A 13,258-nucleotide genomic window follows, 5' to 3' on the forward strand; every position below is an offset into this window, starting at 1 on the left:
TATTGAGGCCGCATCCGACCTCCGGACGATCACATTCCGTGATAATTCGCACTCCCGCATATCAATACTAGGGTCGACAAAGAGATTCCCAAATCGAATTATTTGAGATTAGCGTTGATCCCTCTCTTTCGCTTCCACACTGTCACCTTCTACCCCACCACTTGCAGGTTTCGGATGAAGAAGCCCCCAAAGCCACATTGCCGGCCCTGACAAGGTATAAAGTATAGCCAGCGTGAGCAGTACCCCAGCCGGGTCGATAGTTACCAAACTGAATATAAGAATGACCGCCAACATCATTACAAAGGGTACTCTTCCCTTGAAATCCAACCCCTTGAAGCTCGTGTAGCGGAAATTGGAGACCATCAGCAGACCGGCCGCGGCAGTCACCAGGGCAGCAATAATAGCCAGTACGGGGCCAACACTGGCATCGTGACCAGACCAAACCATACTGGCTACGATCGCGGCAGCAGTCGGGCTGGCGAGACCGATAAATACACCCTTGTCGACTGTGTCCACTTGGGTGTTAAAGCGGGCCAGGCGCAGGGCGGCACAGGCTGCATATAAAAAAGCAATTGCCCAACCAAATTTACCCAGTGTTTTAAGTGCCCAGCTAAAAGCTACCAGCGCCGGTGCCAAGCCGAAGGACACCATGTCCGATAAAGAGTCGTACTGCACACCAAAAGCACTTTGAGTGTCGGTCAGGCGCGCCACCCGCCCGTCCAGTCCATCGAGTACCATGGCGACAAAAATAGCGATGGCTGCGGCCTCAAAATTACCGTCCATACCGGCGACGATAGCGTAGAAGCCACTGAAAAGAGCCCCGGTGGTAATCAGATTGGGCAGGAGGTAAACGCCACGGGCGCGCACCCTTTTACCATTTGCAGCAACCTCTTCCTCAATGTGCTCGTCAACTGGTAAACGAATTTCCTCACCAGCCGCATTTGTTGAGTCTGCGGGCTTCTTTTCATCCCCTTGAAGGCTCATAGATTCTCCGTTAATGCATTTTGCAGCCAGCGAGTGTACGTCATTGGCCTGTGTGCGCACAGGGCAAAAAAAAACGGCGGGAGCCCCCGCCGTTTTTTCTGTGATCTATCGATCAGTTATTGCCTTCGGTCCTATCAATTATCTTATTGGCCTTGATCCAGGGCATCATTGCGCGCAGTTTGGCACCCACCTGCTCAATCTCATGCTCTGCTCCGATGCGGCGCTCTGCCTTGAGCCTGGGTTGCCCTGCCAGGGACTCGAGCATAAAGTCTTTAGCAAATTTTCCAGTCTGGATATCCTTCAAGACCCGCTTCATTTCCACCTTGGTTTCGTCGGTTACAACGCGTGGCCCGGTAACATAGTCACCGTACTCAGCGGTATTGGAAATAGAATAGCGCATGTCTGCGATGCCACCCTGGTACATCAGGTCAACAATCAACTTGAGTTCATGCAGACATTCGAAATACGCCATTTCAGGCGCATAGCCCGCTTCTACCAGGGTTTCGAAGCCCGCAGTCACCAGCGCAGAAACACCACCACACAGTACCGCCTGCTCGCCGAAAAGATCCGTTTCTGTCTCTTCACGGAAATTGGTTTCAATAATGCCCGAGCGGCCACCCCCATTGGCAGACGCGTAGGAGAGAGCGAGATTCTTGGCTTTTCCAGAGGCATCCTGATAAACCGCAATCAGGGTCGGAACACCGCCACCCTCAAGATAAGTGGATCGCACTGTGTGGCCGGGGCCTTTGGGGGCAATCATAATTACATCAATATCGGCCGGCGGCTCAATCAGTTCAAAGTGCACGTTAAAACCATGGGCAAAGGCGAGAGCGGCACCGGATTTTAAATGGGGGCCCACCTGTTCTTTATAGATATTGGCCTGATACTCGTCCGGTGCAAGAATCATAACAATGTCCGCATCTTTTACTGCATCTGCCACTTCAGCCACACGCAGTCCGGCGTTCTCCGCCTTAGCCCAGGAATTGGAGCCTTCGCGCAGCCCCACAACCACATTGGCCACACCGGAGTCCTTCAGGTTATTGGCATGAGCATGGCCCTGGGAGCCATAACCGATGATCGCGACATTTTTTTCGCGAATTAAAGATAGGTCACAATCTTTATCATAATAAACTTGCATTGCTAAATTCCTGTTTCCTGCCATCTATACATTTAAAACTTTCTCACCGCGGGCAATCCCGGATACTCCAGAACGTACGACCTCCATAATGGTGTGTTCGCCAAGTGCCTGTAGAAATGCATCGAGTTTTTCACCAGTACCTGCAACCTGCACCGTGTACATACTACTGGTGACATCCACAATCTGGCCGCGAAAAATATCCACACTACGCTTTACCTCATCGCGCTGGGCGCCATTCGCACGCACTTTTACCAATAATAATTCCCGCTCTATATGGGAGCCCTCGGTCAGGTCGACCAGCTTCACCACATCAATCAACTTATTCAGATTTTTCGTAATCTGTTCGATTTTGTGATCGTCTCCGATGGTTACCAAAGTGAGGCGCGATAAAGTGGCATCCTCTGTAGGCGCCACCGTGAGGCTCTCAATGTTGTAACCGCGCTGGGAAAAGAGCCCAACTACACGGGACAGAGCGCCCGGTTCATTCTCCATCAATACCGAAATAATTCTGCGCATCGCCCTGCCCCCTAGGTCCGCTCGGTTTTACTCAGCCACATATCGCGCATGGAACCATTCGGCAATACCTGCATTGGGTATACATGCTCGGATGGGTCTACATAGACATCGATAAATACCGTGCGATCTTTCGCCGCAAAGGCTTCCTGTAACTTCCCGTGCAGCTCCTCGCGGTGCTCAATCTTGACCCCGAGGTGACCGTAAGCTTCGGCTAGCTTGACGAAGTCCGGCAATGACTCTTCGTAGACACTATTGGACAGGCGCCCCTCGTACTGCATTTCCTGCCACTGCTTTACCATGCCAAGGGCCTGGTTGTTGAGGCACAAAATTTTGACCGGCAGGTGGTACTGGGTGGCAGTGGACAGCTCCTGAATACACATCTGGATACTGCCTTCACCCGTCACACACACTACCTCTTTGTCCGGGTGGGCAATTTTCACTCCCAGGGCCGCGGGCAAGCCGAAACCCATGGTGCCGAGACCACCGGAGTTAATCCAACGGCGCGGCTTGTCGAAGTGGTAATACTGAGCGGCAAACATCTGGTGCTGGCCCACGTCTGAAGTAACATACGCATCACCCTCAGTAATATCGTAAACCGCACGAATCACTTCCTGCGGCATTATCAGCGCACCATCGGTCTGGTAGCGCGGTGCCGTGTAGATACCATGACGTTCACGCCAATCATCGATCTGGCGCCACCAATCCACTATCGCCGACTGGTCCGGCTGTTCATCGCCGGACTTGAGAGTCTCCAGCATTTCTGACAATACCGATTGCACAGTGCCAACTATGGGAATATCGGCAACAATGGTTTTTGAGATAGAAGCCGGATCTACATCGACATGGATAATCTTGGCCCCTGGGCAGAATTTGCTCGGGGTATTGGTAACACGGTCATCAAAACGCGCACCCACTGCCAGAATCACATCTGCATGGTGCATGGCAGTATTTGCCTCAAAAGTGCCATGCATGCCGAGCATTCCCAGAAAGCGCTTATCACTTCCTGGATAGGCGCCCAGCCCCATCAGTGTATTAGTCACCGGATAGTTCAGCCGACGCGCCAGTTCGGTGAGCAGCTCTGAGCCCTCTCCTTGGACTACACCACCACCGGCATAAATCACCGGGCGACGTGCCGACAACAGCAACGCCACCGCCTTGCGGATCTGTCCGCCATGGCCCTTGCCTGCCGGGGTGTAAGAACGCATGCGCAGCTTTTCCGGGTAGCGGTATGGAAAGCGCTCTGCCGGATTGGTCACATCCTTGGGAACATCAACCACTACAGGGCCTGGGCGGCCAGTGCTGGCAATATAGAAGGCCTTCTTGATGATTTCGGGAATATCTTCAGCATTCTTGACCAGGAAACTGTGTTTCACGATCGGGCGCGAGCAACCAACCATATCGGTTTCCTGGAAAGCATCTTCGCCGATTTTATCGGAGGGAACCTGCCCGGAAATTACCACCATAGGAATTGAATCCATATAGGCGGTAGCAATGCCGGTAATGGCGTTAGTCGCACCCGGACCAGACGTCACCAGTACCACGCCCACCTTACCGGTAGAGCGGGCATAACCATCCGCAGCATGGGTCGCACCCTGCTCGTGACGTACCAATATGTGCTTGATCGACTTCTGCCTGAAGATGGCATCGTAGATATGTAGTGCCGAGCCACCTGGGTAGCCGAAAACCAGATCCACCCCTTCATCCTGCAGCGCGCGAACCAACATATCGCCGCCGGAAAGTAATTCCACTTGAGTCTCCTCAATTTTCCTGCTTGTTAGGATAACCATCACCAAAGAGCCGCTATTCAAGCGGGCAAAGAGAATGCTAAATCGCAATTATAAAAGAAATTGATGACAATTATCAGCCTGTTGCGTGTTTACATGCCGATTTTTAGGATGAAATCATCGTGCGCAGTAAAACACCCAGCCCGAAACTGACACCTCCGTGTCTGAATTGCAGGCTAGCAGGCCTCCAGGGGTGCGGAGAGCCACTCGACGGAATTACAGCGGAAGGGTGATCCGCCTTGGGGTTAGTGTCTTGACCACGGGTATGCGGTGACTACTACTCGTCGAGGAAGCAGTCGATTTTGCCAATTGGAACCTCGCTGTCAATAGAAGTGAAGGAAAGTGTTAAGAGAGTTGCAGGAAAAACCCCAAGCACCGGTACAATGCACGGAGTAAGGAAAGACAATACCAAGAGGGGTAATCCTATGCGCATCGCGCTCGCAATGCTAATTTCCAGCCTCGTGCTAACAGCACAGGCCAACGGCATCTACAAATGGGTGGACGAAAACGGGGTGGTTCATTTCGGCGAGCAACCACCAGGCAGTACCGAAGTAGAGGTCATCAAAAAGCCCAAGTCAGAACGCTACAAGCAGTGGGAAACCGAGCAACACGCAGTGAGAGCTGCTGAAGAGGCGAAAAAACAGGCCGCCAGCCCCCCAACCGAACCTCAAGCCAAAACCCAGCCAATACCCCAGCAGCCGTCAGAGGTCGACGAGCAGGTTACCCGTGCCCAGGCAGCGGCACGAGCGCAACGCTGTCAAGGTTCACAGCAGAATCTGAAAGCGCTGACAAGCCATGCTCGTGTACGTGAAGTCGATGAAAATGGCAACCAGCGTATGCTCGGTGAGGATGAGCGACAGCAGCGTATTAGCCAGGAGCAAAAGAGTATTCGCGAGAATTGCTGATTCCCGCGAACCGCTGCAGTTATTGCTCTTTGTACGGTTTATCGTTGAACTGGTCGAGGCTGTAGCGACCGGTGTAATAACCCGGCTCGAAACGCCTCTCGGTTCTGGGCACAGTAACTCTGGATATACTTAGCTGCTTCACTAGGTACGGGCCATCCTGTTCCTTATCGCGAATCATAAGGCCGAAAAAGTCGAAGGGTATCCAGTGGCGTCCTACAGTGAGTTCAGCGGCATGCTGGTCCACGCCGATAGGTGACTGCTCATCGTTATAGAGGGAAGCGCGGAAATAGAAACGGCCCTGCTCAAGAATTTCCACTTCCGCCTCCACAAGCAGGTCTCCCTCAGAAGTCACTGTGTCGCGCAGACTCCCGGTAAAACTCCCCGTATCTTCCGACAGGGTAAAGGCGGCAGCATCACGCAGTCCATCTATGTCAGTATCCACAATAATTTTGTAGATTCCGGCGGGCAGGGACTGCCCCTGATATGAGCCAGCTTCCATTTCTACTTCGTAGATCAGATCACCATTACTATCGCTAAAAGTCAGGGATCCCACCACCTGCTGGTCGTCAAGCACCATCAAAGCAGTAAGATCGGCCGGTACTTTTACCCCATCGCTATCGGTCTGGTAGGCATAAACCTGCAAATTTTCCCCATACGTATAAAATTTCCGCTGGGTCCAAAGCGTCAATGCATCGCCGTTATCACTGTGAGTGGTGCGCTGATCGGGGGCGTGTGTCTGGGTTATAGGGTCCTGGGCAGGGCTGTTGAAGGCACGGTTCTGGGGTGGATAGCGGTGAAATTTTGCCAGGTCTGAAAGCAGAGACTGGTGCAGTTCAGTTTTTACCGGCCGTGCCTGGATTTCCTGCCACACCTTGATGGATGCATCGTCTACAGGCTCTTGCTCAATTGCCTGGGGCTTCTGGGTGTCCACCTGCCTGCTGGGAGGCGGAACAACCGCCTCAGCTTCAGCAACAACGGCGGTGGGCAGGTCCCCACTGCTACCCACGCGCCAGAAAAAAATGGCGGCGGCGATAAACAGGACACTGACCACTGAGACTGCACGCCTCTTACTACGACGTTTGCTGCTGACGGACATTAGATGGCTCCCGACAAATGATTACTGGGTACAGGCTGCGATACGACCAGCACTGTTTTTACCCGCGCCACAATTCAGGCCATCGGGAATGCCGTCGTAATCCGGGGACATGATACCGCCATTGCGCTGGGCATCGTGGTCAACATGGATGCTGGCCAGATTGTAGGAGCGCGCAGTACCTTTGTTGTCGTTATTACACGAAAAGGTGGCACTGCCGTAGGCAATACCCAAAAAGGTATCGTATTGCTTCAGATTGGACCAAAGACTGCGCTTACCGGAACCAGAACAGTTCATCTGCGAGGCCAAATTGATATATCCGTCATCCTCACCATTCAGCAGCGCAGAAGACGCACTCTCCACGCCGGGGAAAGCAGAATAACCACCGATGGTATAAACCGGCGCACCCAGGTTGGTACCGACATAATTGCGCACTGTGTAGATATCATTGGTCTGCATATAACGCACCGCAGAGCACTCTCGACCAAGGAATAAATCATTGATCGCATCGTCATACCAGGTGCCGTTACAAATACGGTCCACGCCCTCGGTGCCGGTAATCGCACCGCCAGTGGTAAAGATCGCCGCTACCCCGCTAATGGCAGTATCGAAATCAACCGCTACCGCATTGCTATCACTCAAGCCTGCCACACGCACTTCTTCTGTCACCTTTTTGCAACTGGTGCTGCCATACCAGGTGGTAGAGCACTTTTTAACCTCTTGCATTTCGGTATTGGTGTTGTACTGGTTGTAGGCGCGGTTGTAATAGGGGGAACCCTCTACCGCGTTGCCAGCAATATACATCATCTGCGCGGCGCCCTGGCTGTGGGAGATAATCCAGAAAGTATCATCGGCAGCACACTGACTCTCGTGCTCAAACCGGTCCCCTTCCCCACTGCGAATCTGAATAATCTGTCGGGCAATTTCCCCAGCTGTCTGGTCGTGCCAATAGGGTAATTCCCCCTTATCTGTCGAGTTGTACCCGACCACGCCATACTTTCCGCCATTAGTTACTAATTGGTCGATAAAACTACTGTTTTTATACTCGTCAAAATAGGTCTCACTCCAATAGTCCAGCGCCGGCTGCACTAGACTCCCATCATCCATTACGTTCGTTGTGTGACCTTCGACTCCATGTCCATGGACCAGGATGTAGCAGTTCTCCGCTGCCGCTGAAGAAGTACCCACCATCGCAGCAAAAAAAACAGACAGGCCTGCGCCCAGTCGTCTAGACAGTGTCATGGTTGTTGTCCTTTATAGTTTTATAAGTGGAAAATTCTGACTGCAGAGTTTCGTGAATATTTCTTTTCTTTTAGCTGCAGACACCTGCACGTTAGCCGCAGAGGTTGGTTTGGTAATAGGATTAATGGCGCCAGAAGATGATCAAGTACGCCACGTGAAGCGACCGGCTCGTCATATTCTGCATTTTTATTTTCGTTGTTTGGGGCGCCTTTGCTATGATCCTGCCAACGCCACCCGGACGGCAAAGAGTCATGAGAGACCAAAATAAAAACAAGTCCGGCCATGCCGGCGTGCCCAAAATATTTGCTCCCTATTTTGTAGTCGCTGCCGCCAGGCTCGGAATTCCAACCGAGACCCTGATCAAGCGCCTGCCGTTTGCATTCAGCTGGAACCCTCGTGAAAGCGAGCGACTCAGCTACAGCGAATTCAATGCCCTGGTGGAAAACCTGGTGGCGCTCTCCCCGGTATCGTCACCGGGGCTCAGTTTTAGCCGCTTTCCGATTATTCTGTGGCTAGAAGAAACCATCATTGAGGCACAGCCCTCCCTGCGTCGCCCACGTGAGATTCTACGACCTGCCGAGATAGTCCTGTCGCAAACCCTGGCGCCACTACTGCGCTTTGAAACCCGAGTGGAGCCGGATTCAGAGGTCCTTACTCTGAACTGGCGCCGGGAATTATTCACGGATTCCGTCAATGCATTTATCGCAGAAATGTTAATGACCCGCGCGGCGGAGTTACTGCGAACCCTGAACCCCCAATTCGCTGAGGTGCGCGGTGCCAAACTGCGGAGATCAAAGCCGGAAGACGACACCATTTACACACGGATTTTCCAGTGCCCGGTAGAATTCGACAGCAGTGAAAACTCCATTATCCTGGGGCCCCAAACCCTGGATTTTCCCATTCCCAGTTACCACAAGCTTTTGCGTAGCCAGAGTCGCAATATCTTAAAAACGGTATTGCACAGCACCCTGTCGAGCTACAACCTTGCTGCAAGCCTGCGTTCCTGGCTGGAAAAACACCTGCTGAGTGAGGAAATCACCATTAAACAGGCCGCCGCCCACTTCCGCACCAGCGGCCGCACCTTACAGCGAAGATTACGGGAACAGGGAGTAACCTTTCAGCAACTGAAAGACAGCGTCACTCTGGCCCTAACCAAGCGATTATTGTTATCCAGCAGTGAATCAGTGGAGAATATCGCGGTAAAACTGCACTTTGCCGAACGTGCGGTATTTACCCGATTCTTTAAAAAACATGAAGGTGTTACCCCGAGCGAATTCAGGCGCAGTAATAAATCCGGAGATACGCTCGACGCTTGAAAGAGCAACTTCCACCACACTAGCAGCCTAGCCCCTAACTGCCTCTGTCTCAGCCTGTGCCCGATAATCACGGCCCAAGTAAAGGTACATGGCAGGCACCACAAACAGGGTAAACAGGGTTCCTATAGTCATGCCGGTGGCCACCACCAGACCCATGGCAAAACGGGCTCCGCCACCTGGGCCGGAGGCGATTAACAAGGGCACCATAGCCAGTACCAGCGATGCCGTTGTCATCAATACAGGGCGTAGGCGTATTGAGGTAGCCTCTTCAATGGCCGTGCGCTTGTCCATCCCACCCATTTGTAATTTGTTGGCAAATTCTACAATTAATATGCCGTGTTTGGAGATCACCCCAATCAAGGTAACCAGCCCCACCTGAGTATAAATATTCAACGTGGTAAGCCCCAGACTGACAAAAATCATAGCTCCACAAACGCTCATGGGAACAGTGACCAGCATAATCAGAGGGTCACGCCAGGACTCGAACTGTGCCGCCAACACCAGATAAATAACAACCAACGCGAAGAAAAAAGTCACTACCAGATCCGAGCCCTCAGCCTTGAACTGACGGGACTGACCTGAATAGTCCACGGAATATTCTTCAGGAAGTATGTCCCTGGCGGCGCTGTCCAATACCGCCAAGGCCTCGCCCAGAGTAATCCCTGGGCGAGGCACCCCGGAAATTGTCACCGCATTAAGCTGCTGAAAGCGTTTTAGCTGCTGGGGCTCTACAGTTTCCTGCAGGCTCACCAAAGTATTCACCGGAACAAGACTGCCATTAACCGCACGGATATAGTATTGCCCCAGCTGTTCTGCGGTAAGTCGATCTACTCTCTCCACCTGGGGAATCACCTTGTAACTGCGATTATCCAGGGAAAAACGATTGATATAGGCGCCGGATAACATAGCCCCCAGATCACGACTAAGATCCACCATTTCCACTCCCATGGTAGCCGCCTTATCCCTGTCAATCTCGATCACAATTTTGGGTTTGTCTATTTTCAGGTCTGAATCGAGGAAAATAAATTTTCGGCTCTCCAGGGCACGGGCCATTATCTCACTGGCAACAGAAGCAAGGTTTTCCATCGGCTCACTAGCGCCAATCACAAACTCTACCGGCAGTTGGCCTCCCGCAGTGGGCAGGCTTGGTGGTACCACGACAGCAATTTTCAAACCTGCAATTTCAGCTACATCCTTGCTGATCAGTTCTTGCATTTGCTCGGTGTCTTTATCGCGTTTCTTCCATGAATCCAGTACAAAACCTGCAGTGGCATTATTGACCCCGCTACTGAACGTGCCAGCGCCATTGAGCAGGAAAATATTTTCCACCTCACTGTATCGCTCGGCAATATCAACTAATTCACCGCTGAACTGCTCGACATAATCCAGGGTGGCATAAGCATCGGCGGTGGAAATAGTGAGCACAAGACCACGGTCTTCTGTGGGCTCCAATTCACGTGGTGAGGTAATGAACAGGAAATAGCAGCTTGCCAATACGATCAAGCCAAATACCAGAATAACTCTGCGTTCTTCCAAAGAATTATGCAGGCGCTTTTCAAAGCCCTTTTGCAAATTCCCAAATTGTCTCTCCAGCCAGACTTCCAGACGAGTACCGCCTCCATCCTTGGGTTTCAATATCCTCGACGCCATCATTGGTGATAACGTCAAGGCCACCACGCCGGACAGGAGCACGGCACCGGCGAGGGAAAAAGCAAATTCAATAAACAGGGTACCGGTCAGCCCGCCCAGGAACCCAATAGGAATATAAACAGCAATTAGTGTTGTGGTCATCGCAACCACTGGCCAAGCGAGCTCACGCGCCCCAACAATCGCCGCCTCCCTGGGAGCCAACCCTTCCTCGATATGACGGTGGACATTCTCCAGGACAATAATTGCATCATCCACCACTATGCCAATGGCCAAAACCATACTCAGAAGCGTCAGCAGGTTGATGGAAAACCCCATCAACAACATCAAGAACATGGCGCCCACAAGGGAAAGCGGTAGGGCGACAGCCGGAATCAAAACGCTGCGCAACGAGCCGAGAAACAGGTAAATCACCACAATAACAATTATCACTGCCTCGACGATGGTCTCTACCACTTCTGTAATTGAATCCTGGATATATTCAGTGCTGTCATAGGGTATTTCCCCCAACATTCCTTCGGGTAGTTGAGGAAAGATCTCGCTTTCAAGTTTCTTTCTGACTCTTTTAATAACGTCGAGAGAATTTGCATTGGGGGCAACTTCGACAGCGATAAAGGTGGCCGACTGTCCATTAAAAGTTACCGAGCTATCATAAGATTCCGCACCCAAGTCGATTTCTGCTACATCTCCAAGGCGCACCAGCTGATCACCAGCTGCGCGCACCACCAGCTGACGAAAATCAATTTGTTTGGCGATATCCGTGTCCGCGCGAATTTCCATGGCAACCCGTGTGCCCTTGGTCGCCCCCACTGCGGAGAGCACATTATTATCCCGCAGAGCATTGGCGATATCCGCCGGGGTGACCTCAAGCGCCGCCATTTCCTTGGGTTTCAACCAGGCACGCATCGCGAAGGTACTGTCACCGAGCAAGCGAGCGCGTTGCACCCCGGCAATGGTGGCAAGTTTGGGCTGCACAACACGGGTCAAATAATCGGTAATCTGGTTGTTGGCAAGAATATCGGAGGAAAATGACAGATACATAGCTGCTGTGGTTTCTCCCTGCTGCATCTCCACACTGGAGTCCTCCGATTCATCGGGGAGATCACTACGCAGTTTATTAACCTTGGCAACAACCTGAGTCAGAACTACATTGGGGTCATAATCAAAACGGACATAAGCATTAATTGTGGAGAGTCCCTGTACACTGGTGGACACCATATAATCTATGCCATCGGCAGTAGCAATTTCCTGTTCCAATGGTGTAGTAATAAACCCCTGTACCAGATCAGAATCAGCGCCTACATATACCGTGGTCACCGTAATCACGGCATTTTCCAACTTGGGATATTGACGCACATTCAACTCAGTTATAGAGCGCAACCCCAACAGGAAAATAAAAAGACTGACCACTGAGGCCAACACCGGCTTGCGAATAAAAATCTCGGTAAAATTCACCAGAGCTCCCAGAGGGAATTAGCTGTTGCCAGGTTTAGGGTTAAGATTTTCCGGTGGTCTGTTTTCATTATTGATAATGGCCCGCTTGCCATTGCGTAACTTCAACAGGCCACTACTGGCAATTAAGTCCCCCTCCAGTAATCCCTGCACAATTTCCACCATATCACCACGTTCCTCGCCGGTTTTGACAAAGCGCTTGTTGGCAATCAACTCACCGCTAGCTTCATCCTTTTCCAGAATAAAAACAGATACTCCATAAGGCGCAAAAACCAGAGCCGTTCTCGGCACTGCCAACACCCGCCGGCTCGCATTAATTTCTACTGATACCTGGGCAAACATGCCAGGGCGCAGATGTTTCTTTGGGTTATTCAGTGTTGCCTGAATGAGGAAATTGCGACTGGCATTATCGACTTGGGGGTCAACGGCGGTAATTTTTCCACGATAGGTGTTTCCAGGAAAGGCATCTGTGCTCAACGAGATTGGCAACCCGGCCTTAACCATGGAATACTTTTGCTCGGGCAGGGAAAAATCTACAAAAATAGGGTCCAGTTGTTGTAAAGAGACAACTGCCTCACCAGGACTGACATTCTCACCCAAATCAATACGACGAATGCCGAGTACACCACTGAAAGGTGCCAGCACCCGCCGCTGGTCAACCCTGGCCCGCTGCACTTCAATATTGGCGATTACCTGGTCCAGGGTGCTCTGGGCACTATCCAGGTCAGCCTCTGTGGTCACTCCACGCTTGGTCAGGGTTTTTATTCGAACATAATTGCGCCGCGCAAGGCGTAACTCCGCATCCAGTACCTGTAACTGGGCCTTCTCGGGTTCGGCGAAAATTTCTACCAGCAGATCTCCCCCTTGTACATATTGCCCCGATTTGAAATGGATGGCACTGACAACTCCTTCGGCCTCAGTGGTGACTTCAACGCCATTTACCGCGCGAACTGTCCCAACTCCACTCAAGTCCTCGCGCCAGCTTTGCACTTGCGCAGTTGCGGAGGTAACAGTAGCCGCCGGTAGGGACATGGAGTCGAGAAGTTGATTCATCATGTACCGGCCAAAAAATTTGTATGCAAAAATACCGCCGAACAGTAACAGGCAGCCCAGCAGCATCAACACCATACGTTTACTGATAATTTACCCCCGATCACTCAACAGGAGATGCCATAGATCGA

Annotated in this window: 10 protein-coding genes; 2 read left to right on the forward strand and 8 right to left on the reverse strand. The window is 51.8% G+C overall.

From position 1 onward, the window contains the following. Positions 1 to 108: 108 nt before the first annotated feature. The 4 genes from pssA to GL2_RS03720 all read right to left on the reverse strand — a co-directional run bounded on the left by pssA (position 109) and on the right by GL2_RS03720 (position 4,386). On the reverse strand, positions 109 to 984 hold the full coding sequence (pssA, locus tag GL2_RS03705) for a CDP-diacylglycerol--serine O-phosphatidyltransferase (RefSeq protein ID WP_143729358.1): 876 nt from the start codon (positions 982 to 984) through the stop codon (positions 109 to 111). A gap of 112 nt (positions 985 to 1,096) precedes the next feature. Beyond that, positions 1,097 to 2,122 (reverse strand): ketol-acid reductoisomerase, encoded by a 1,026-nt coding sequence (ilvC, locus tag GL2_RS03710; protein WP_143729359.1) that lies wholly within the window; start codon positions 2,120 to 2,122, stop codon positions 1,097 to 1,099. Positions 2,123 to 2,146: 24 nt separating this feature from the next. After that, positions 2,147 to 2,638 (reverse strand): acetolactate synthase small subunit, encoded by a 492-nt coding sequence (gene ilvN, locus GL2_RS03715; protein ID WP_143729360.1) that lies wholly within the window; start codon positions 2,636 to 2,638, stop codon positions 2,147 to 2,149. 11 nt (positions 2,639 to 2,649) lie between these two features. Then, the gene (locus tag GL2_RS03720; RefSeq protein ID WP_143729361.1) at positions 2,650 to 4,386 is read right to left on the reverse strand and encodes an acetolactate synthase 3 large subunit; all 1,737 of its coding nucleotides are present in this window, start codon (positions 4,384 to 4,386) and stop codon (positions 2,650 to 2,652) included. 461 nt (positions 4,387 to 4,847) lie between these two features. On the opposite strand from GL2_RS03720, the gene GL2_RS03725 reads away from it, so the two are divergent. Further along, positions 4,848 to 5,327 (forward strand): DUF4124 domain-containing protein, encoded by a 480-nt coding sequence (locus GL2_RS03725; RefSeq protein WP_143729362.1) that lies wholly within the window; start codon positions 4,848 to 4,850, stop codon positions 5,325 to 5,327. Positions 5,328 to 5,346: 19 nt separating this feature from the next. Here GL2_RS03725 and GL2_RS03730 read toward each other — a convergent pair whose 3' ends face one another. Together GL2_RS03730 and GL2_RS03735 are read right to left on the reverse strand one after the other, a co-directional pair. Next, the gene (locus tag GL2_RS03730) at positions 5,347 to 6,423 is read right to left on the reverse strand and encodes a hypothetical protein (protein ID WP_143729363.1); all 1,077 of its coding nucleotides are present in this window, start codon (positions 6,421 to 6,423) and stop codon (positions 5,347 to 5,349) included. Between the two features lie 21 nt (positions 6,424 to 6,444). Beyond that, the gene (locus GL2_RS03735; RefSeq protein WP_143729364.1) at positions 6,445 to 7,662 is read right to left on the reverse strand and encodes a hypothetical protein; all 1,218 of its coding nucleotides are present in this window, start codon (positions 7,660 to 7,662) and stop codon (positions 6,445 to 6,447) included. Positions 7,663 to 7,913: 251 nt separating this feature from the next. Between GL2_RS03735 and GL2_RS03740 the strand changes: the two genes are divergently transcribed. Then, on the forward strand, positions 7,914 to 8,978 hold the full coding sequence (locus tag GL2_RS03740) for an AraC family transcriptional regulator (protein WP_172621046.1): 1,065 nt from the start codon (positions 7,914 to 7,916) through the stop codon (positions 8,976 to 8,978). Positions 8,979 to 9,005: 27 nt separating this feature from the next. On the opposite strand, the gene GL2_RS03745 is transcribed toward GL2_RS03740, so the two are convergent. Both GL2_RS03745 and GL2_RS03750 read right to left on the reverse strand, forming a co-directional pair. Beyond that, positions 9,006 to 12,080 carry an efflux RND transporter permease subunit gene (locus GL2_RS03745; protein ID WP_143729366.1) on the reverse strand — a complete coding sequence of 1,025 codons (3,075 nt, stop codon included), beginning with the start codon at positions 12,078 to 12,080 and terminating at the stop codon, positions 9,006 to 9,008. Between the two features lie 18 nt (positions 12,081 to 12,098). Beyond that, complete coding sequence (locus tag GL2_RS03750) at positions 12,099 to 13,205, reverse strand: efflux RND transporter periplasmic adaptor subunit (RefSeq protein ID WP_143729367.1); 1,107 nt, start codon at positions 13,203 to 13,205, stop codon at positions 12,099 to 12,101. Positions 13,206 to 13,258: the final 53 nt, after the last annotated feature.

The sequence above is a fragment of the Microbulbifer sp. GL-2 genome, assembly GCF_007183175.1.
In the GTDB taxonomy this organism is placed as follows: Bacteria; Pseudomonadota; Gammaproteobacteria; order Pseudomonadales; family Cellvibrionaceae; genus Microbulbifer.

Excerpts from the sequence above, each read along its gene's own strand:
- GL2_RS03730 (WP_143729363.1), bottom strand. The coding sequence starts at position 6,423 with ATGTCCGTCAGCAGCAAACGTCGTAGTAAGAGGCGTGCAGTCTCAGTG.
- GL2_RS03740 (WP_172621046.1), top strand. The coding sequence starts at position 7,914 with ATGAGAGACCAAAATAAAAACAAGTCCGGCCATGCCGGCGTGCCCAAA.
- GL2_RS03735 (WP_143729364.1), bottom strand. The coding sequence starts at position 7,662 with ATGACACTGTCTAGACGACTGGGCGCAGGCCTGTCTGTTTTTTTTGCT.
- GL2_RS03750 (WP_143729367.1), bottom strand. The coding sequence starts at position 13,205 with ATGGTGTTGATGCTGCTGGGCTGCCTGTTACTGTTCGGCGGTATTTTT.
- ilvN (WP_143729360.1), bottom strand. The coding sequence starts at position 2,638 with ATGCGCAGAATTATTTCGGTATTGATGGAGAATGAACCGGGCGCTCTG.
- GL2_RS03725 (WP_143729362.1), top strand. The coding sequence starts at position 4,848 with ATGCGCATCGCGCTCGCAATGCTAATTTCCAGCCTCGTGCTAACAGCA.
- pssA (WP_143729358.1), bottom strand. The coding sequence starts at position 984 with ATGAGCCTTCAAGGGGATGAAAAGAAGCCCGCAGACTCAACAAATGCG.
- ilvC (WP_143729359.1), bottom strand. The coding sequence starts at position 2,122 with ATGCAAGTTTATTATGATAAAGATTGTGACCTATCTTTAATTCGCGAA.